21 protein-coding genes are annotated in these 19517 nt (G+C 41.5%); 10 read left to right on the forward strand and 11 right to left on the reverse strand.

Features of this window, described 5'->3' with window-relative positions; translation table 11 throughout:
- Positions 1-14: 14 nt before the first annotated feature.
- Both ACOOE0_RS14175 and ACOOE0_RS14180 read left to right on the forward strand, forming a co-directional pair.
- Positions 15-890 carry an alpha/beta hydrolase gene (locus ACOOE0_RS14175; RefSeq protein ID WP_420399557.1) on the forward strand — a complete coding sequence of 292 codons (876 nt, stop codon included), beginning with the start codon at positions 15-17 and terminating at the stop codon, positions 888-890.
- Complete coding sequence (locus tag ACOOE0_RS14180; protein WP_420399558.1) at positions 877-1677, forward strand: alpha/beta hydrolase; 801 nt, start codon at positions 877-879, stop codon at positions 1675-1677. The genes ACOOE0_RS14175 and ACOOE0_RS14180 overlap by 14 nt, the downstream gene beginning before the upstream one ends.
- Here the strand turns inward: ACOOE0_RS14180 and cysM are convergent.
- The gene (gene cysM, locus ACOOE0_RS14185) at positions 1674-2558 is read right to left on the reverse strand and encodes a cysteine synthase CysM (RefSeq protein WP_420399559.1); all 885 of its coding nucleotides are present in this window, start codon (positions 2556-2558) and stop codon (positions 1674-1676) included. The genes ACOOE0_RS14180 and cysM overlap by 4 nt on opposite strands.
- Entirely contained in the window at positions 2551-3342 is a 792-nt protein-coding gene (gene epsC / locus ACOOE0_RS14190) for a serine O-acetyltransferase EpsC (RefSeq protein ID WP_420399560.1), read from the reverse strand. The genes cysM and epsC overlap by 8 nt, the downstream gene beginning before the upstream one ends.
- Positions 3343-3435: 93 nt before the next feature.
- Between epsC and ACOOE0_RS14195 the strand changes: the two genes are divergently transcribed.
- The gene (locus ACOOE0_RS14195; protein WP_420399561.1) at positions 3436-4116 is read left to right on the forward strand and encodes a DUF2461 domain-containing protein; all 681 of its coding nucleotides are present in this window, start codon (positions 3436-3438) and stop codon (positions 4114-4116) included.
- Here the strand turns inward: ACOOE0_RS14195 and ACOOE0_RS14200 are convergent.
- The gene (locus ACOOE0_RS14200) at positions 4108-4515 is read right to left on the reverse strand and encodes a glyoxalase (protein ID WP_420399562.1); all 408 of its coding nucleotides are present in this window, start codon (positions 4513-4515) and stop codon (positions 4108-4110) included. The genes ACOOE0_RS14195 and ACOOE0_RS14200 overlap by 9 nt on opposite strands.
- Positions 4516-4642: 127 nt before the next feature.
- On the opposite strand from ACOOE0_RS14200, the gene ACOOE0_RS14205 reads away from it, so the two are divergent.
- The 4 genes from ACOOE0_RS14205 (at position 4643) to ACOOE0_RS14220 (ending at position 7453) form a co-directional block, all read left to right on the forward strand.
- Positions 4643-5542 carry a DUF72 domain-containing protein gene (locus ACOOE0_RS14205; protein WP_420399563.1) on the forward strand — a complete coding sequence of 300 codons (900 nt, stop codon included), beginning with the start codon at positions 4643-4645 and terminating at the stop codon, positions 5540-5542.
- A gap of 185 nt (positions 5543-5727) precedes the next feature.
- Entirely contained in the window at positions 5728-6144 is a 417-nt protein-coding gene (locus ACOOE0_RS14210) for an acyl-CoA thioesterase (RefSeq protein ID WP_420399564.1), read from the forward strand.
- A gap of 155 nt (positions 6145-6299) precedes the next feature.
- A complete protein-coding gene (locus ACOOE0_RS14215) occupies positions 6300-7088 on the forward strand; it encodes a hypothetical protein (protein WP_420399565.1) in 789 nt (262 codons plus the stop codon).
- Positions 7089-7096: 8 nt separating this feature from the next.
- Complete coding sequence (locus tag ACOOE0_RS14220; RefSeq protein WP_420399566.1) at positions 7097-7453, forward strand: hypothetical protein; 357 nt, start codon at positions 7097-7099, stop codon at positions 7451-7453.
- 518 nt (positions 7454-7971) lie between these two features.
- Here the strand turns inward: ACOOE0_RS14220 and ACOOE0_RS14225 are convergent.
- Entirely contained in the window at positions 7972-8835 is an 864-nt protein-coding gene (locus tag ACOOE0_RS14225; protein WP_138832867.1) for a sigma-70 family RNA polymerase sigma factor, read from the reverse strand.
- Positions 8836-9080: 245 nt separating this feature from the next.
- On the opposite strand from ACOOE0_RS14225, the gene ACOOE0_RS14230 reads away from it, so the two are divergent.
- Positions 9081-10592 carry a DEAD/DEAH box helicase gene (locus ACOOE0_RS14230; protein ID WP_420399567.1) on the forward strand — a complete coding sequence of 504 codons (1512 nt, stop codon included), beginning with the start codon at positions 9081-9083 and terminating at the stop codon, positions 10590-10592.
- 161 nt (positions 10593-10753) lie between these two features.
- The gene (locus tag ACOOE0_RS14235) at positions 10754-12004 is read left to right on the forward strand and encodes a glycosyltransferase (RefSeq protein ID WP_420399568.1); all 1251 of its coding nucleotides are present in this window, start codon (positions 10754-10756) and stop codon (positions 12002-12004) included.
- Positions 12005-12014: 10 nt separating this feature from the next.
- Here ACOOE0_RS14235 and ACOOE0_RS14240 read toward each other — a convergent pair whose 3' ends face one another.
- From ACOOE0_RS14240 to ACOOE0_RS14255, 4 genes are all read right to left on the reverse strand, one after another.
- Positions 12015-12512 (reverse strand): nuclear transport factor 2 family protein, encoded by a 498-nt coding sequence (locus ACOOE0_RS14240; protein ID WP_420399569.1) that lies wholly within the window; start codon positions 12510-12512, stop codon positions 12015-12017.
- Entirely contained in the window at positions 12502-13893 is a 1392-nt protein-coding gene (locus ACOOE0_RS14245) for a sulfatase (RefSeq protein WP_420399570.1), read from the reverse strand. Before ACOOE0_RS14245 ends, ACOOE0_RS14240 begins: the two co-directional genes overlap by 11 nt.
- Positions 13894-13975: 82 nt before the next feature.
- The gene (locus tag ACOOE0_RS14250) at positions 13976-14929 is read right to left on the reverse strand and encodes a hypothetical protein (protein ID WP_420399571.1); all 954 of its coding nucleotides are present in this window, start codon (positions 14927-14929) and stop codon (positions 13976-13978) included.
- 145 nt (positions 14930-15074) lie between these two features.
- Entirely contained in the window at positions 15075-15503 is a 429-nt protein-coding gene (locus ACOOE0_RS14255) for a DUF1801 domain-containing protein (protein ID WP_420399572.1), read from the reverse strand.
- A 49-nt stretch (positions 15504-15552) separates the two neighbouring features.
- On the opposite strand from ACOOE0_RS14255, the gene ACOOE0_RS14260 reads away from it, so the two are divergent.
- Positions 15553-16776 carry an acyltransferase family protein gene (locus tag ACOOE0_RS14260; protein ID WP_420399573.1) on the forward strand — a complete coding sequence of 408 codons (1224 nt, stop codon included), beginning with the start codon at positions 15553-15555 and terminating at the stop codon, positions 16774-16776.
- Here the strand turns inward: ACOOE0_RS14260 and aac(6') are convergent.
- From aac(6') to ACOOE0_RS14275, 3 genes are all read right to left on the reverse strand, one after another.
- Entirely contained in the window at positions 16766-17218 is a 453-nt protein-coding gene (gene aac(6'), locus ACOOE0_RS14265) for an aminoglycoside 6'-N-acetyltransferase (RefSeq protein WP_420399574.1), read from the reverse strand. The two genes, ACOOE0_RS14260 and aac(6'), sit on opposite strands and share 11 nt — an antisense overlap.
- Positions 17219-17243: 25 nt before the next feature.
- A complete protein-coding gene (locus ACOOE0_RS14270) occupies positions 17244-18227 on the reverse strand; it encodes an NAD(P)-dependent alcohol dehydrogenase (RefSeq protein WP_420399575.1) in 984 nt (327 codons plus the stop codon).
- Between the two features lie 70 nt (positions 18228-18297).
- A complete protein-coding gene (locus ACOOE0_RS14275) occupies positions 18298-19428 on the reverse strand; it encodes a hypothetical protein (RefSeq protein ID WP_420399576.1) in 1131 nt (376 codons plus the stop codon).
- Positions 19429-19517: the final 89 nt, after the last annotated feature.

Below are 19517 nucleotides of genomic sequence, written 5' to 3' on the forward strand. Positions count from 1 at the left end.
AAAGGCTTTGATTCATGCAAAACTGGGTTTTAATTTTATGCATAGTCCTTGGGGTATACGCACTGATCAGTGTGTTGCTCTATTTTCTACAGGACTATTTTCTATTTAAGCCCGAAAAACTACCCGAGGATTTTCAATTTTACTACAATAACCAAGAAACGGACGAATACAATATTGAAACTCGGGATGGTGCTGTCATCAATGGCCTTCGCTTTAAGACCGAGAACCCCAAAGGGGTTGTTTTTTACCTCAAAGGCAACTCTAAAAGTATCAAGGGATGGGGCAAGTTCGCAGTGGATTTTACGCGCCATGGTTATGATGTTATCATGGTTGATTACAGAGGATTTGGGAAAAGTACAGGCAGACGCACCCAAAAAGCTGTAAAAAGGGACATGCAGGTCATCTACAATAAAATCAAGGATAAGGTGCCGGAAAAGTATATAATCCTTTATGGGCGTTCCATGGGCTCCGGTTTTGCAGCAAAATTGGCTTCCATGAACAATCCAAGAATGTTGATTTTGGATGCACCCTATTACAGTCTGAGCAAGGTGGCCAAAAAGTACATTCCCTTTATGCCCCTCTCCATTTTAATCAAGTTTCCTATGCCCACCTATAAATGGCTACGGTACGTAAATTGCCCTATTCATATCATTCACGGAACGGATGATAAGCTTATTCCCTATAAAACTGGGGTCAAACTATCTAAAATCAAACCAAAGTTGACCAAACTTTATACAGTAATAGGGGGAGGACATAAAAATTTGAACAATTTTGAGTCGTATCATAAGATGCTCACCGAGATTTTAACTCAGAAACCCAAAAAAGTGGACTTGGAGGGTTCCAGTTTTCACGTCAAACATGCGTCAAAAAAAGCCAATGCAAAAGCTTAAGCGTGTTCTTCTCGTTCTTTTATCCCTGCTTATTTTAATCACGATTATGTTCTATACATTTCAGGAAAAGCTGATTTTTTTACCCACCCAATTGCCCAATGATTATGAATATTCCTTTAACCAGCCTTTTGAGGAACTTTTTTTGGACACTTCTGATGGTGCCCAATTGAATGCCCTTCATTTTACGGTGGACAATCCCAAAGGACTTGTGCTATATTTTCATGGAAATGCCGGCGATTTATCCAGATGGGGAAATATTGGAACTGCTTTTACTGAACTAGGATATGAGGTAGTGGTAATGGATTACCGAGGTTACGGGAAAAGTTCTGGGGAACGCAGTGAAGAGTTGCTGTATGCGGATGCCCAACTGTTTTACGACCACGTAAGAGGAATTTATGATGAAAGCCAAATCATACTGTATGGAAGATCGCTAGGGACTGGTATTGCGTCTCATCTTGCGTCCAACAATAGCCCCAAAAAGTTGATTTTGGAAACTCCATATTACAGTCTAGTAGATGTGGCCAAAGGTAGGTTTCCCATATTACCCGTTGGTCAAATAATGCGATATAAACTGCCCTCTTTTGAATTTTTAAAGTCGGTTGAAGCTCCCATCCGTATTTTTCACGGCACTGAGGATAGGGTAGTGCCTTATGAATCGGGAAAGAAGTTATTTAATTCCATTTCAAACTTGGATAAGAAGATGTATACCATTCCGGGAGGGCGGCACAACGACTTGGAAGGATTTCAAATCTATAAAAACGGCCTAAAATTGGAATTAACGGACTAATCAAACAATTCTGAAGACAGATATCTATCCCCCCTGTCACAAACAATGGACACTATGGTGCCAGTTTCCAGAGTATTGGCCAGACGAAGTGCCACTGCCGCCGCACCGCCACTACTGACTCCTGCAAATATCCCCTCTTCCTTGGCCAATAATTTGGCCATGGACTCTGCTTCTTCTTGACTGACCTCCATTATCGTATCCACTTTTTTGGGATTGAAGATTTTGGGAAGGTATTCCTCCGGCCATTTTCGGATGCCCGGAATTCTTGATTCATCCGTAGGTTGAACCCCCACAATCTGGATTTTAGGATTCTGCTCCTTAAGAAAGGTAGAGGTTCCCATGATGGTCCCGGTGGTACCCATACTGGATACAAAATGCGTTATCCTTTCTTGGGTGTCCCTCCAAATTTCAGGCCCTGTGGTTTTGTAATGAGCCATCCAGTTGTCGTTGTTGGCAAACTGGTTGAGCATTTTATAGCCATCATTGTGCACCTTGGCTTCCGCGTAATCCCTTGCGCCTTCAATACCAATGTCCGAAGGTGTCAAAGTAACCTTAGCTCCATAAGCTCTCATGGTTTGTACCCGTTCTTTAGTTGAATTTTCGGGCATTACCAATTCAATATCCAAGCCAAATATTCCAGCAATCATAGCAAGTGCAATACCTGTGTTACCACTGGTGGCCTCAATGAGTTTGGTCGTATGGGTAATCTCACCCCGCTCCATACCACTCCTGATCATATTAAGGGCCGGTCTGTCTTTTACACTTCCACCCGGGTTTTGACCTTCCAATTTAAATAGGAGTTTGACATTCGGGTTGGTGTTCAGTACTTTGGATTCCACCAAAGGGGTGTTCCCAATCAGGTCTAAAATACTGTTAGACATCCGTAACCGTCTTTATTTTAACTTCCGAAGTATGGAAAACTGTGGAATTTGGAGGTACAGAAGCCGTTAACCAAGCGTTTCCACCAATCACAGAGTTTTCACCAATTACCGTATTACCTCCAAGGATAGTGGCATTAGCATATATAGTCACATTGGACATGATTGTGGGATGTCTTTTTGTTTTCTGAAGATTCTTGGCCACATAAAGCGCTCCCAAGGTCACACCTTGATAGACTTTTACATTATCATGAATGATGGCAGTTTCACCAATGACCACTCCTGTGGCGTGATCAATAAAGAACGATTTGCCAATTTGGGCACCGGGGTTGATATCCACACCGGTTTGTCGGTGGGCGTATTCTGTCATCAATCTGGGAACCAAAGGAAAGCCTTGCTCGTAAAGTTCATGCGCCAAACGATAGATGGCTATGGCATAAAATCCGGGATAGGCCATATACACCTCTTGAAGCGATAAGGAAGCGGGATCCCCGTTAACAATGGCTTCGGCATCCAAATTCAGCTTTTCCAAAATATTGGGCAGGGTCTGCACATAATTGTCCCAGACTTTAACGCATGGTCGCTCCAAGTCCCAACAAGCTAAATCCACAAGTCTGCTGAATTGCTTTTCCAGCACCTCTAAATTTTCAGCAACAGGGGTATTTACATCGAATAGCGTATGAAAAAGAAGGTTGGTAAAACTCTCGGTTTCTTCTTTAAGTCTATAGTCTAAATAGGGTAATTTCTTATGCCTATTCAATTCTTCAATGATTTTTTGCTTGTCCATGCTTTTAAATAAAGTTTAAAAATAGCCAAATGATTACCACGCGTAACAGAAATGGCTAACTTTAGCTTAAAAATAACATCTGATACCACTACTGTGAATAATTCCTTAATTACCAAAGAAGCATTTAATTTTCTAGAAGACCTGGCCCAAAACAATAACAAAGAGTGGTTTGCGGAGCACAAATCAACCTTCAAGAAACATGAGGCTGATGTGAAATCTTTTTATCAGCATCTTCAGGAATTGCTGGATACCCATGATGAAATAGAAAAAATGAAAATGTTCCGGATTTATCGGGATGTGCGCTTTTCCAAGGATAAAACTCCATACAAAACCCATTTTGCAGGTTCTTTTTCCCGTTTGGGAGCAAGGTTAAGAGGGGGATATTACCTTCATATTAAACCAGGGGGAAGCTTTGTAGCTACTGGATTTTGGGCTCCCAATAAAGAAGACCTCTTCAGGATCCGAAAGGAATTGGAAATGGATGCCTCGGATTTCCGAAAAGTAATCAATGGGAAAAACTTTAAATCGGTTTGGGGTGAACTACAAGGAGATGGAGTTAAAACTGCGCCTAAAGGGTTTGACAAGGAGCATCCAGATATTGACCTGATTAAGAAGAAACAGTTCATTTTTGTACGGAATTTTTCGGATAAAGAGGTATTATCCCAAAATTTCATCAACGAGGTGAATGAATCCTTTAAGTCGATACGGCCTTATTTTGATTTAATGAGTGATATTCTTACCACTAATCTTAACGGTGAATCCCTGTTAGACTAAGACATGGTTTTCCAACAATTGCATTTGGTCTTTCAATCTGTTGATGACCATATTCATCATGCGCTTGTTCAAGGCAGAGGAGTTTAGAATGTAATTCTGATATTCATCAACCGTAAAATGACCAATGATCATGCCCTTAAGCGAGTTGCGGAATTTGATATCCTTTTGGATGGAATTTTCAATAAATTCCATTCTTTTTTCCAGCGTTAACTCGTAAAAAGCACCTTTGTGCTTTCTAATATAGTTCTTAAAAACTTCGATGATCAAGTGGTTTTGAAGCTTGATAATTGGGCGCAAAGTTTGGTTTTGAAAACGTTCATCGGAACCCATATCACTGTGGAAGGTACCTTGCCCAATCTCTGGACGCATGTCCAGAAGTTGTTCGGATCTTGAATCCATGGTTGAAAGTTTTATTAAAATTACATAATCGGGAACCTCGCATTTTTAGTGGCCTCAATAGTTTTTAACGATGTTATGAACAGGATCTTTTTATTCATAACTTCGTTTCACCGTAATCCATATAAGCATGAAATTTGGTAAAGTAGACCATCCAGAACTAGTTGATTTCACTATCCCTGAAGACCATCCAGATACCGAAGTAGTATTATCCAATATACCGAGTAACGGTACTCCTAAAATATATGTGGGTTGTGCCAAATGGAATAGGCAAGACCTTAAGAATTTCTATCCAAGGGGAACCAAGGACGAATTGGTTTACTATGCTTCCCAATTCAATAGCATAGAACTGAACGCAACTTTCTATAGAATTTTCCCAGAAGAGCAATATCAAAAATGGTACGACAAAACTCCGGAAGGATTCAAATTCTTTCCTAAAATGACCAATGAGGTGAGCCATTTAAGAAGACTCAATGATAAGGTATATGAGATTGCTGACAGGTATTTGGCAGTAACATCCCAATTAAAGGAAAAACTGGGAACCATTTTTCTGCAGATGCACAATAATTTTGGCCCCAAAAATTGGGATAGGGTACAGCAATTTGTGGAGTATTGGCCCAAAGAATTTCCGCTGGCCATGGAGTTTAGACACACTGATTGGTTTACGGATGAAAAGGTAGCACAGGAGCTTTACCATCTACTAAAAGAGAATAATATTGCCAATGTTTTGGTGGATACTGCCGGCCGTAGGGACATGATGCATATGCGCTTAAGCAACAATGAAGCATTTATAAGATATGTTGGGGCCAATCATGAATCGGACTACTTGAGGCTTGAGGATTGGGTGCAGCGATTGGGACAATGGGAAAACAAAGGTTTGACCAACATCCATTTTTTCGTACACCAAAACTTGGAAAGGGAATCTCCCTTGCTGTCAGCACATTTTATTGAAAAACTCAATGCCCACCTGGATTCCAATTTGACCATTCCCCAGACTTTGATCAGTAGGGACAAAGGCCTTTTTGGTTAGTTTCAAGACTAAAAAGCGTGTTTTTATTTGGCAATTATGGGAAGTCAAAATTGCCAATTCCTAAATCTATACCCCTCAGATATTCTGATTTCATAATTCGATAGCCATTAGGAATCTTTTGGGATTGCACACCTCTTTTTTGACCTAATTTTGTTATAAAACAAGTCAAATAAATCCCTTTTAGTATGAGATTTCACACCAGAAAATGGGTAAAACCGGAAGATCTTAATGCAAATGGAACACTGTTCGGAGGTAAAGTACTTGCTTGGATAGATGAGGAAGCGGCACTGTATAGCATTATACAACTGGAAAGTAAAAAGGTGGTGACCAAATATATATCGGAAATCAATTTTATGAGTACGGCGGTTGAAGGTGATATTGTTGAGATAGGTATGGAAGTCACGAAATTTGGACATACTTCAATTTCATTGAACTGTGAGGTACGGAACAAAATGACCCATGAAAGCATCGTTACCGTGGACAACATAATTATGGTAAACCTTGATACCAATGGAAATCCTACGCCTCATGGTAAAACCAAGATTGAGTACGTTAAGGACCGGTTGGCCAAAAAAGACAAAGAAGCTTTGGAAAACGCGTAAAATTCAGCAAAACTTGAAAACCTGTCAATGTCTGGAATTTACACCTACAAATAATGCAGTTTGACAACAAAATGTGAATGGTACAGAACATTTAGTTGCCCCTCCCCAGAGGAATAAACATATTCATGCTAATAAGAACCATTAATTAGCATAGTTTGGGAACTAGGGAGTTATTGACGTATTTGGAAAAGTTGGAAATTGGATTAAGCAGCTTCTCTTACGAGGAACTGGGAACAGAAGAGGCTGGAAAACTCAAGCGCTCTTTCGATATTTTTAGAACAGGACTGGAAGACAAAGTCTTTGGCATTCCAGAAATGAAACAGTTGGACGTAATCTACGAGCAAGTGGGGATCCAACCTTCGTCTTCTTCACTTAATGACGAAGGCTTCACTAAAGCCAATTCAGTAACTCAGTTGTTGACCTTGCTAGCACTTTTGGACAAGACCAATTTGGACCAACGGCAAAGAGAGATAGTAAGGGCATTGCAAAAAGTTGGAGAACGTTTAAAAACTGATGAGTTGGATCAATCCAATATCTCAGTGAAGGATAATCAACAACTGATTGAGAAAAACCTCGAATCCTTTATGACCACGTCAAAGGTCAATCTAAAACCGGTCTTGGAGGAATGCATGGGCCAAATGGAGCTTTTGGAGGAGCTTGTTCGAATTTATAAGCAGAATGTCCTGGAGTTTATTGGTAAGATCAAAGTACATCTTCAAACTGAAAATTTCCGAGGTGTGGATTTCGCCTGTCAAAAGATTCAGGCCTGTCTTAAAATGATGAAAACTGTTAGTTTACTGGAGATTACCGAACAAATGAGTACGGTTTGCAAGACAGATAATGATATAAAATACTTAAATTTCCTATACCAACAGTTCTTGGTAGAGTACCCAAAAGTTGAAGAGTTGGTCGATTTTGAAATTGATGTGCTCAGAAATATGTAAACACCAACATGGTCAAAAACCTTCCGGAATATCACCAAAGTGTCTTCTTTCCTTTATTGGAACATGCCACGGATGTGGACTGTAAGCTGATGCTCATTGACCAAATGCTGGAGATAGGGGATAAAAAGGATTTGGCCTTACTGGAAGAACTGGAAACCCACGAAAATCATAAGATCAGTAGCAAAGCTTTTGAAATTAGGTGTGCGCTCCTGGAAAAATTGGGCATTGCCGATCCATCAGAAAAAACGCGTTTGCCCATGGACTTGTGCTTTATCTATGATGAGTTCAATATAGAGCCCTCTGACGTGGATCCAGACCTTGATATGGACTTTGGTGTTCCTTTGGATATCCTTGATTCCGAGTAGTTTGGAATATGGATTACCCTAGTTAAGTCCCATTACTCTTGTTTTCTCACTGATTTCCTTCCACTTAGGTCCAATAATCCAATAATCCAGAAATCCCATTAACAGGCTTCACCACTAAATTCACTTGTTTTACCACAAATTATTGCCCTTTCATAATCTTTGTCTTAAGTTCACGTTATAAGTATAACCCCAAACAAAAAACCACTTAATAATTATGTTATACGATACCTACGGTGAAGAATATTTGGCATTTCTTCAAGAATTAAATGAAATACTGAGCTTAAACGAACTCGCAGAGTTGGATTATTTATAGAACAAACACCCCAAAACCTTAGTTCATGAAAAATCAAAACCAGGAAAACACCGCTTATTTGAGTTTTATCCAAGATTTAAATCAAATGCTGACAGATTTTAATATCAGTCAATTAAGCCGTCCATAAGTTGGACCTGGGGTATAAAGCATTAAAAAAGGGTTGCCATACGGCAGCCCTTTTTCGTTTTAGGTCTAGCATTGGTTCTCAACCAAGATAAGACTTCAAAATCTTGCTCTTGGAAGTGTGTCTTAATTTCCGAATGGCCTTTTCCCTGATTTGACGCACGCGCTCCCTGGTCAAATCAAATGTACTGCCTATTTCCTCCAAGGTCATGGACTGCTGATCTCCAATACCGTAGTACAGCCGAACAACATCCGCTTCGCGTGGGGATAAAGTCTCAAGCGCCCTATTGATTTCAGTGTAGAGGGACTGGTGCATTAAATCCTTGTCCGGTTTTGGAGATTCGGATGAATTTAGAACGTCGTAAAGGCTTGAAGTTTCCCCTTCTTTCAAGGGAGCATCCATGGACACATGCCTCCCGGTATTCTTCAAGGATTGTTTCACCTCAGACACGGTCATGTCCAGTTCCTTGGCAATTTCTTCAGCAGAAGGTGGTCTTTCATGCGCTTGTTCCAAATAAGAAAATGTCTTTTTTATTTTGTTGATAGATCCAATCTTGTTCAATGGAAGTCTTACCACACGGGATTGTTCGGCCAGGGCCTGAAGAATGGACTGCCGGATCCACCATACGGCATAAGAGATAAACTTGAATCCACGGGTCTCATCAAACCGTTGTGCAGCCTTCACCAATCCCAAATTCCCTTCATTGATCAAATCGGGCAGGGTCAACCCCTGATTTTGATATTGTTTGGCAACAGAAACCACAAACCGGAGATTGGCATTGGTCAACTTCTCCAAGGCAGCTTGATCACCCTCACGAATCCTTTGCGCCAACTCCACTTCTTCTTGGGCAGTAATCAGTTCAATCTTACTGATGTCCTGTAGATATTTATCAAGGGATTTTGATTCACGATTGGTTACTTGTTTTATGATTTTTAACTGCCTCATTGGTGTGTTTAGGATTGAAGTGAATTTAAGCATTCATAATACACTTTATAACACAATTTTCCAAGTGCCAAATGTTATTGTTATTAAAATGTTATTAGCAAACAGGAAAGTAGTTCATTATCAGCGGTCTAGGCAATTGTTGATAGTATTTTAAAAGAAATGCGACAACATTGTTCAACTCGAGTGTAAAAAACCGCTAATTTTGTAAGGTTTGATATTTTGGAACCTTTAATCCATATTTTCCGTTGGAGATAGAAAAAGCCGTTAGCAAAAAAAACTTATACGATTACCAACAAGAAGATCTAAAAAAGATTTTCAAACACATCAATGAGCTGCCTCAAGGCACCAATATCCTGTATCAATTACCTACGGGAGGTGGGAAGACCGTAGTCTTTTCCGAAATTACCCGAAAATACACCCAAGAAACAGGTAAAAAGGTCATTGTACTCACCCATAGAATCGAGTTGAGCGGACAGACTTCCAAAATGCTGCACGGTTTTGGCGTGGCCAATAAAATTATCAACAGCGAAGTAAAGGAGCTCTATGATCAAGATGAGTACATGTGCTTTGTGGCCATGGTGGAAACGCTCAACAATCGACTTCAGGAAGAGAAGGTAAAGCTGAACAATATTGGTTTGGTTATTATAGACGAGGCGCACTACAACTCCTTCAGAAAGCTTTTTAAGTATTTTGAAGAGTCCACTATTCTGGGGGTAACGGCCACGCCTTTAAGTTCCAATATCAAACTTCCCATGAAGGACAACTACAAACATCTGATCATTGGGGAGTCCATAAAATCCTTGATAGAAAAGAGGTTTTTGGCCAAGGCCAATCTCTATAATTACGATGTTAGCCTTCGTACACTAAAGCTGGGTATCAACGGGGACTATACCGTAAAATCCTCCGATGAGTTTTATGGCAACCATAGCATGCTTGGCAAGTTGCTGACAGCTTACGAGGATGTGGCCAAAGGAACCAAGACCCTGATTTTTAATAACGGTATCAGCACCTCTCTTTATGTGTACGAAACCTTTAAAAAGGCGGGGTACAACATCCGACATCTCGATAACAAGAATACAGCCAACGAAAGGCGCGAAATCTTGGATTGGTTTGCCAATACCCCGGAAGCCATTTTAACTTCGGTAAGTATCTTGACCACTGGCTTTGATGAACCTTCGGTGCAATCCATCATCCTGAACAGGGCAACCCGATCATTGACCTTGTATTTTCAAATGATCGGTAGGGGGTCGCGAATCTTGGAAAATAAAGAGGAGTTTTCTGTGATTGATTTGGGGAACAATATTGCCCGCTTCGGGCCATGGGATGCTCCTGTGGATTGGCAGGAAATTTTCCACTTTCCTGATTTCTATCTGGAGAACATCAAGAATGATGAGGACATTGAACGGGAATTTGTATATGAAATGCCTGAGGAGCTAAAGGCCAAATTCAGTAAATCCGAGAATATCACCTTCAACATTAAGGAAGAATACAAAAAGGTCTTTGCCCAAGGGAAAAAATCCAAGGAAGTATTGGAAATGAGCATTGAGCAGCATGCCAATATCTGCGTGGAAAACAGTGAGGACGTCTTTGATGCCCGAATCTTGGCCAAGGAGCTTAAGGAGGAAATTGCCTATAGGGTACGACAATATTCATACTGCATCATGAACAACACCAAGAACTACAAAGAGTGGTTGGAAGAAGATTATGAACGAAAACTCCGTTCCAGCATTTCCAAGAAATTTGCGGCACTTATGTAGACAGATGGACGGTTGGATTCTTGGATTTTTAGATTGCTGTAGCTCGGATAATTGTTGACTGTACATTGCTAATGGATAATTGTTCATCCCACTGCGAGCAGTGAAACTCATTTTCAATTTTAAACTTTGCTTATTGTACATTGCCAATTGTTAATTGATCATTGTTACTGAACGAAGTGAACAAAATCCTCATCATAGGACATGTATGGCCAGAGCCTTCCACAACGGCGGCTGGGAAGCGAATGATGCAATTGATCAACGCGTTTTTGGAGTTTGGATATGATGTGACTTTTGGCTGTGTAGCTGCTAGGACAGAACATAGCTTGGATTTGGAAAAAATGGGAGTGAAACAGGTCGCATTACAACTGAACCATGCCAGTTTTGATGATTTTATCCAGGATTTACAACCCAACTTTGTGGTTTTTGACCGCTTCATGACCGAGGAACAATTTGGATGGCGGGTGGCAGAGTTCGCTCCTGAATCGGTAAGGATTCTGAACACCGAAGACCTTCACTCATTACGTAAATCCCGCGAAGAATGCTTTAAAAAAGGGGAGGAATTAAAGGAGGGGCACTGGAAAAACCATCCCATAACTTTAAGAGAGGTGTCAAGCATTTATCGCTCTGACCTCACGCTGATGATTTCCTCCTTTGAAATGCAACTATTGACCCACGAGGCCAATGTACCTGAAAGTCTCTTAAAGTATCTCCCTTTTATGTTGAATGCGCCCAGGGAGGAACAACTGGCTTGTTGGCCGAACTTTGACCAGAGAAGGGATTTTGTATGTGTGGGCAACGGAAAACACCCTCCCAATGTGGAAGCTATAGGGACTTTGAAAAAAACCATTTGGCATATTATCCGACAGCGTTTGCCTAAAGCTAAACTTTGTATTTATGGTGCCTATTTGCCACAGCAGGTATTGGAAATGCATAATCCCAAAGAAGGTTTTGTTGTGAAGGGTTGGGTAGAAGATTTAAATGCAGTACTCCAGAGTTCTCGGGTGCTCTTGGCGCCCATTCAATTTGGAGCAGGCATTAAAGGAAAATTGGTAGATGCCATGTTAAATGGCACGCCTTCCATCACCACACCTATAGGAGCGGAGGGGATGCATGGGGATTTTCCGTGGGCTGGGGCCATTTGTACAGATTGGAAAAGTTTTGCCCAATCGGCCATTGAGCTATATACAGACACATCTAAATGGCAAGATGCTCAAAACCAAGGATTGGAAATCCTCAAAAATCAATTTCCAAAATCCAAAATTCAAAGTTCGCTAAAGAAGGATTTAGAAGAGGTACAGGAGCACCTGAAACAGCGCCGTAGCGACAACCTCATAGGTAGAATACTTCAACAGCAAGGCTTGGCCGCTACCAAGTATATGGGGAAGTGGATAGAGGAGAAAAACAAGAAGTAGGGATAAAGTTCTACTTTAACCACGTATTGGAATTTTTACGGGTATTGTAATTGACCAGATTTGATGGATAATTGATCCAATCCACCTGCTTTATGATTTTACCTGACGCGTTTAAGGTAAGCAGCGTGGTAAAATGCATGGCTTCAAATTCTGTATCGCCCCATTTAAATGGGGTAAAGTAACCACTAATGGCAACTCTGTTGTCATCCGCCGTTATCTCCTTAACCACCAAACTATTTTCTTCCAAGAGTTCAAAGTCTGGATTGGTCCAATCAAAGAAATCCCTTAGAGCCTTTTTGCCCTCAATTCGGTCGCCATTAATGATATCTTCCAAAACCGCAGTGTCATCATAAAAGTTCAAAAAACGTTCAAAATCTTGGCGCTTGTTGAACACATGGTAGAATTCTTCAATGGTTTCCCTGTTGGGATTGGTTTTTTGGGTTTCACAAGAACTCAATAGTGTCACCAATATCAGAATCCAACAAGAAAAGAGTGTACTATTCTTCATAATCGGGATTTAAGGTTGAAGGAATTGGTGCTTCGGTGTTTGCCCACCATAGTTTAAGTTGCTCCAGAAGTTCTTCGGCTTTTTCAGGGTTCTCCAATACAAGATTATGCTGTTCTCCAATATCCTCTTTTAGGTTGTAGAGTTCCATTTCCTTGTTTTCAAAGTAGTAATGCAGCTTCCAATTCCCATCGCGGACCACCGAACCTGGACGTGTTCGAAACAGAGGATCCCGATTCTCATTATTGTCCACATCATACGCCTGTAAATAAATGGGGAAGTGCCAGTACAACTCCCTTACCACTTGCCTTTCGGAACCGTTTAAAATGGGCAATAGATTGGTTCCGTCAAGGGATTCCTCCTGGAAATTGATACCTGCAGCCTCCAGAAGAGTAGGGAACAGGTCCAAATTAGTGATGGGCACATCATTTTTAGTACTGGGTTGAATCTTATCATTCCAAACAAAAAAGAAAGGTTCCCGGATACCTCCTTCATAGTAACTCCCTTTACCTGCGCGTAATGGTTTTTGTTGGGTAATTCCATACAATCCTCCATTATCTGAGGTAAAAACTATAAGCGTATTTTCAAAATGACCCTTTTCCTTAAGCTTTGAAATGAGTAATCCTATGTTCCTATCCAAGTTTTCCACCATGGTGGCATAGGCTGCATTGTCTTGTCCCTGCGTTCCAGATTTGTTTTGATACTTTTCCAATAATGCTGTTATTGGCTGGATAGGTGTATGAACCGCATATGGGGAATAGTATAAAAAGAAAGGTCCACCTACTGAATCCACAAACGCTACCGTTTGTTCCATGACCAAGTCCGTTAGATGCTCACTTTTCCCAGCTTCAATTTTAACATTTTTGTAGGGCGGATAATAACTGCTGGGATGCCCATTGTGCCCACCACCAATATTTTTGTCGAAACCAAAATCCATTGGGTCATCACTTAAGTGCCATTTGCCTGCATGGCAGGTGGTATACCCGTTTTGTTGCAAAATCTGTGGAAAAACGGTGTGATTGTTCGCTAAGGTAGTCGTGTTTTTGGTCGGAATAAGTTTTCTATGCTTGGTGTTTCCCCTTTCTGAACTGGCTACCGTATAAACACCATGTCTGGGAGTCCATTGCCCCGTCATTAAACAGGCGCGGCTGGGTGCACAGTTAGCTGCAGCTGCATACCCATTGGTAAAAACCATGCCCTGTTGGGCCAAAGCATCCAGATTGGGAGTCTCGTAATATGCCGAGCCCATAAAACCCACATCCTTCCATCCCATATCGTCAATATTGATCAATACAATGTTGGGTGGGGTGGGGATGTTTTCTTTTTGGGAACAAGAGCAAATGAAACCTGCCAAGAATACCAAGAGAAGTAACTTCATTTTCATGGGCGTGATATTAGTCCATATTTTGAAGAAAGCAAAACCTACAACCAGAATAATTCTTGCTTGTTTTGTGCTAAGATTTCCTTCACTTGATGGAAAAAGTTCGCAACAAACCCTTGGAGGTGGGATTGGGAACTTCGGAAATAAGTACGTAGCTGCCTGGATCTAACTGAACGGTAAAATAGCCCGTGCGTCCCGCGGGCATATCATTTACCCCGCCCAGAAAAGTTAGCCCCTTGGGCGCTGGCTCCATGAGCCCGGTAGGAGTGGCCCAGTTCATCCAGTTTTCCAGCTCTTCCATGTCGGCATCTTCACCAAGCTTAACCAGATTAATGTCATGACCCACAAAATTTTCATGTACAATCTGATCCACAAAATGTACCGAAAAGGTTTGGAGCCCGCCCACAATGGAATCCTTGGTAAAAATACCGGTGGCACTGGAGACACTCAAGTTGATATTGGCCTTTAGTTCCTGGTTTCCCGATTTTTGCTCGGAGACCACCAAATCCTTGGTCATGCCCATGGACGTGTGGAAAATGCCGTTGCCCATTTTTACATAGCATTCCAAAATGTAATTGCCAGGCTCTAGATATAGCGTAGTCTCTGCAGTTTCACCAGGGGACAGTAATCCCGTGCCCCCAAGAAATTGTACTTCGCTGAACCACTCCGGCAGTTGGCCAAAGACTTCCATGGCTTCATCTGTTTTGCCTTCGTTGATGAGCTTCATCCCAGCATCAAATATGGGGCCTATAACATTTTCAGCGTCCTCGGAAGTTTTACCTGGAGGGTATTTGTCCACAAGGATAAAATGCGTCTCGGTGGATAGATTTTTGTACCGAAAAGTGTTCCAACCTGAGCTTATGGTATCAGCCATTTGAAAGTCCATGTTCTCCGTAATGACCTCTACCACCTTTCCCATCTCTGTTGAATCAGCAGATGCTTTCTTCTCGGGTTTGCAAGACAGACAAAAGAGGGTTAGGGACACCAACAATAATGAAAGTACCCTGTGGGTTCCCATGCCATTTAATAACGTTCTCATGACATCCTTTTTAGTGCTCTGAAGAAGCGACAAGCCTGGTTTTCGAACCAAACATTTATAAACTAGGGGAACTGTAAGGGATTGCTTACTAAGATACTAAATTTTGCAGACAAAACACTAATATTTAGCCAGTTAAGTTGGGGGATTAAAGGCCTAGAGTTGGTAAATGCTTTACTTTATGATAGTTAAGTGTAGCCTGTATGCAAGCCTTTAATTCTTCGGTAGGTAGCGCGGCATCAATGGGCAACAAAATAGCCCGATTCCCCTCAAATGCGAAGTCATTGGCAAAAACCAATCTGAAGGTATGTACCAATTTGCTGGTGCATTGAAAGTAAAGCGCATATTGATTTGGGGTCTTGGGTTTCCAATCCATTCGAAGGGTACTACCTTGCTTGGTTACAAAACTGGGTTCGCCCCACTTCAAGGTTTCTTCCAAATGGGTTATCCCTTCCACCTCGCTGGCGGCTTCCACTACCAGGGTTCTTAACCCTTGCATTTTTTCCTTTATCTCCGAAGGATAATCCTGGATTCTGTTTTCAAAATCAGGGTGGGTGGTGACTTTGAGTTTTCCCATATTCAAATCTAATTGAATTTATTGGAAGCCTATATCTATCCCCATATTAATGTCTTCAGGCAACCTTAGCTCGGATTTTTCAGTCTTCAAGATAGAACCAATTCCAATCAACATGGTCAAAAGACTGCACTACATAGACTGGCTACGGGTCATGGCATTTGGTACACTGATCCTTTTTCATTGTGCCGTACCCTTTGTGGAACATTATACCTGGGAAATCAATAACAAAGAGACTTCCCCATGGATTACCCGCGTTATTTGGTGGTTGCATCAATGGCGTTTGCCTTTGTTGTTTTTTATAGCTGGGGTGGGCGTGCGGTTCTCTTTAAGGAAGAGGTCAATTCCTGCTTTTATCGGAGAACGTTTTGTTCGATTGTTCATTCCTTTGGCCTTTGCCATTTTTTTTATCACTCCTTTTCAAGTTTATTTTGAGTGGTTGCAAAAGGGGCGGATTCAGGAGGGTTTTTCGATTTTCTACCCCACCGTCTATGATATAGTTCCCTATCCAGATGGGGCTTTTACCTGGAGTCATATGTGGTTTGTGGCCTATCTGTTTGTCTTTACTATACTATTGCTTCCTATCTTTTCCATGTCCAAGGTGAAATGGTTCGATCGCCTGAAACCTTTTTTCAATGCACTTTTTAGAAGCCCTATTGCGCATTTGGCACTAGCGCTGCCTTTTGTTCAGTATTTTTTTCTGTTGTATATAGATTGGCCAGAGCAGGGTAGTCTCATTAACGATTGGTATGTGTTTGTTTCATCCATCACCTTTTACCTGTTTGGTTATGTCTTGGGGAATTTGGAAACCTTCTGGCAGACCTGCCTAAAGTACCGTAAGTTTTTTGCGCGAATCGCCTTGGTATTGGCACTAGTTCTAATGTGGAAATATTTTTGGAACTGGGAGTACAATAAACCTCAAGAGCAAGAACAGATTTATGCATTTGGGTTGATGAATGGTTTTCATATCTGGAACATAATTTTGGCTTCCATTGGTTATACCATGAAATACCTGAATTTCGAAAACAAGTATTTGAGCTATTTGAACACTGCGGTCTATCCGTTTTATATCATGCATCAAGCCGTGATTGTTGCCAGCGGGTATTATATACTGCAATGGGAACTGCCCATAGTAATCAAATTATTGCTGTTGATCGTGATTTGCTTGGGGACCATCTGGGTGTTGTACCACTATATCATTAGAAATACCTTGTTAACACGTGTACTGTTTGGCATGAAATGGAAAAAGAAAAAAACAGAAATACCTATTCCTTGATGGTTTTGATATAATGCACGAGCACTTCTTCCTTACGGAATCCGATTTTCTCATGAAATTGCTGGGCATCTGTGTTCCATAGCCATGTATCGGAGCCCATTTCAGTGCAACCTTTAGTTCTGACCCAAGCTTCGGCCTGTTCAAAGAGTTGTCTGGCCAAACCATGCTTTCTATATCCTTCCTTTACATAAACCATGTCCACATAACCCACAGGAGAAGTGGTGGAACCCTCAACATAGTCTACACGTATGGAGGTGCTCACAAAGCCTACGGCAGTGCCAGCATCCTTCGCCATAAAAGTTTGCTGATTCGATTTTTTAAGGATGGATTTCAATCCTCTTTCAATCTCTTCTGCTGGATAATCTTTAAAGAGCTTCAGGGCCATATCCTTCCAAGCTGTATAATCCTGTTCTTCGTATGTAGTAATGGTCAATTCAGTCATTGAATTCAATTATGACAACAATGTATCAAGATGGTCGGGAATCATTTAAATCGATTACAATTTTCCCCTTATGTTTTCCCTCGCCAAAATATTGGACCAACCTTGGGACCTCCTCCAGGGAATAGGGGCCATCAATGGTTGGTTTTAGTTTGTTTTGAACATATAGTTCTCCAATGCGTTCCAATCCCAAATTGGCTTTAAGGGCCAATATCTTATATTTTCTTTGACCCATTTTGGATAAAATCCCTCCAAAAATCAATAGTAGTATTAAACGGCTTAATTTACCACCAATGGAAATGTATTTCCCGCTGGGGTTCAGCGCCCTTCCATAGGCGAATGCAGACTGATGTGTTTTACAGTCTAGAATAACATCGTAGCGGCTTCCTGTTTTGGTAAAGTTTTCTTTATGGTAATCCAGGACATGATCAAACCCTAGTTGTCTCATAGTTTCCGATTTATCGTTGGAATCTACCCCCGTAACTTCGCAGTTTTTAAGTTTGGCCAATTGAAGTCCAAGGGTGCCAACCCCACCGCCACCGCCATTGATCAAGACTTTCTGTCCTTCCTTTAGCTTTACCTTGTCAAAGGCCTGTAAGGCCAACAAGGAGGCATGGGGGAGGGCAGAAGCTTGCCCAAAATCCATATTGATTGGCATTTTCCTGATTGCATCAGGAGAAAGGCAGATGTATTCAGCAAAACTCCCAAAATTATGTTCGGAAATATCCCCAAAGACCTTGTCCCCAATCTTAAAGTCTTTTACTTGCTCTCCAACTTTGGAAACCACACCCGCCAATTCCATTCCCGGAATGCTCTTTTTGGGTTTGAGGAGGCCAAACATCAAACGATACAAATAAGGTTTGCCCGTGGTCACGGCCCAATCATAATCATTGATAGTGGTGGTTTTTACGTTGATTTGAACCTCATTTGCTTTGGGTAGCGGGGTCTGCACTTCCTGTAGTTGGAGTACTCTTTCTGGGTGACCATAAGAAGTTTGAACAATAGCTTTCACGGTGTACTAAGGTCAGAAATTTTACACCAATCCAAAAACCAAAAACAATCTAAAAGTGTTTTAATCCTAATTATTTCACATTCCCACCAACTATCTCAAAACTAAAGGAAGCCCTACCTCCAGTGGCGGTCCAAAAATTATAAAGGTTCCCCCATGAAGAATCCGGTTCCCCTTGCTTGGCAAAATTCTCCAAATTGGAATTCAAGGTATCCCAGGTGTCTTGTGGCACTGCTCCAGTGGACAGTACAACCACAAGCGCTCTAAACTCGGTTTGGGCACTACCGTAGGAAGGTACACGATCTCCATGTTCAGCTATGATGTTGGCGGCCGTATAGGTGGTTAGGGCATCTGCAGTAAAAACCCCAAATTCCCCAGTTGAAGCTGGATTTTCGGCTACTATAACGGACTCCAATTCGTCAGGACCAATGAGCCCCATGGCATATAGTTCCAAATTGGCATAGGGTACGGAATTTCCACCGTTGGCCACTGTGCCAAAGCCTACTTCGCCTCCCACACTTCCGCGATATCTGCCACTGCCCAAGTCCTCAATTTCTTCAAAACCTCCCAATTGGCCTCCCACATTGGAGTATCCCCAATGCCCTCCTGCAGTAGTAGGGATGATGCCGTGGTTGGTCCAATAATGTTGAATTTCATGCAAGAATGGGCCATTTCTGATATACTCCGCACGTGGCATATGGATAACGGTCTTTAATTTTCCCGAAGACCCAAAGGCAGCAGTGTTATCCCAAATGTTCCTACCTAGGCCCTCAATATCGCTTTGCGCAGGTGTTGACAGTCCATAGTACAGATTACTGGGCTGTGAGTCCTCTACATTGAGGACAATGATAAAATCAAAATCATCATTGAAATATTCATAGACCTTGTTGGTCACCATCCGCATATCACCTTCATCCACCAGAAATTTATTGTATTCACTTTCGGAAAGAATCAAATTGGTGAATTGGTAGGCTTCATCAATGGTAAATCCATCTTCCAAGGTCAGGGTAGATGGAGCCTCAGGTTCTTCTGGATTATCCGAATCATCTGGGTCGTCCGTATTTTCATTGTCCTCACCAGTGGTGTCCGTCATTTCATTTTCTGATTCGGTATCTGGTATCACTTCCTCGGTACTGCAGGAAATAACAAGAATGGAAAGCATTAAGAAAAGGGTAAACGCGAAATAAGATTTTGGGGTGTTCATAAGTGTTCCTTTACCTATAGCAACGGATTCTATCAACTCATATTTTAAAGAAGCATAAGATCTCGATGAAATGCGACGAGCACTATCAA

It is taken from the genome of Flagellimonas sp., assembly GCF_965215805.1.
Taxonomy (GTDB): domain Bacteria; phylum Bacteroidota; class Bacteroidia; order Flavobacteriales; family Flavobacteriaceae; genus Flagellimonas.

What these genes read in the sequence shown, in the direction of transcription:
- ACOOE0_RS14175 (WP_420399557.1), top strand. Translation starts at nt 15, where the DNA reads ATGCAAAACTGGGTTTTAATTTTATGCATAGTCCTTGGGGTATACGCA.
- ACOOE0_RS14180 (WP_420399558.1), top strand. Translation starts at nt 877, where the DNA reads ATGCAAAAGCTTAAGCGTGTTCTTCTCGTTCTTTTATCCCTGCTTATT.
- cysM (WP_420399559.1), bottom strand. Translation starts at nt 2,558, where the DNA reads ATGTCTAACAGTATTTTAGACCTGATTGGGAACACCCCTTTGGTGGAA.
- epsC (WP_420399560.1), bottom strand. Translation starts at nt 3,342, where the DNA reads ATGGACAAGCAAAAAATCATTGAAGAATTGAATAGGCATAAGAAATTA.
- ACOOE0_RS14200 (WP_420399562.1), bottom strand. Translation starts at nt 4,515, where the DNA reads ATGGATTCAAGATCCGAACAACTTCTGGACATGCGTCCAGAGATTGGG.
- ACOOE0_RS14205 (WP_420399563.1), top strand. Translation starts at nt 4,643, where the DNA reads ATGAAATTTGGTAAAGTAGACCATCCAGAACTAGTTGATTTCACTATC.
- ACOOE0_RS14210 (WP_420399564.1), top strand. Translation starts at nt 5,728, where the DNA reads ATGAGATTTCACACCAGAAAATGGGTAAAACCGGAAGATCTTAATGCA.
- ACOOE0_RS14220 (WP_420399566.1), top strand. Translation starts at nt 7,097, where the DNA reads ATGGTCAAAAACCTTCCGGAATATCACCAAAGTGTCTTCTTTCCTTTA.
- ACOOE0_RS14225 (WP_138832867.1), bottom strand. Translation starts at nt 8,835, where the DNA reads ATGAGGCAGTTAAAAATCATAAAACAAGTAACCAATCGTGAATCAAAA.
- ACOOE0_RS14240 (WP_420399569.1), bottom strand. Translation starts at nt 12,512, where the DNA reads ATGAAGAATAGTACACTCTTTTCTTGTTGGATTCTGATATTGGTGACA.
- ACOOE0_RS14245 (WP_420399570.1), bottom strand. Translation starts at nt 13,893, where the DNA reads ATGAAAATGAAGTTACTTCTCTTGGTATTCTTGGCAGGTTTCATTTGC.
- ACOOE0_RS14250 (WP_420399571.1), bottom strand. Translation starts at nt 14,929, where the DNA reads ATGAGAACGTTATTAAATGGCATGGGAACCCACAGGGTACTTTCATTA.
- ACOOE0_RS14255 (WP_420399572.1), bottom strand. Translation starts at nt 15,503, where the DNA reads ATGGGAAAACTCAAAGTCACCACCCACCCTGATTTTGAAAACAGAATC.
- ACOOE0_RS14260 (WP_420399573.1), top strand. Translation starts at nt 15,553, where the DNA reads ATGTCTTCAGGCAACCTTAGCTCGGATTTTTCAGTCTTCAAGATAGAA.
- ACOOE0_RS14275 (WP_420399576.1), bottom strand. Translation starts at nt 19,428, where the DNA reads ATGAACACCCCAAAATCTTATTTCGCGTTTACCCTTTTCTTAATGCTT.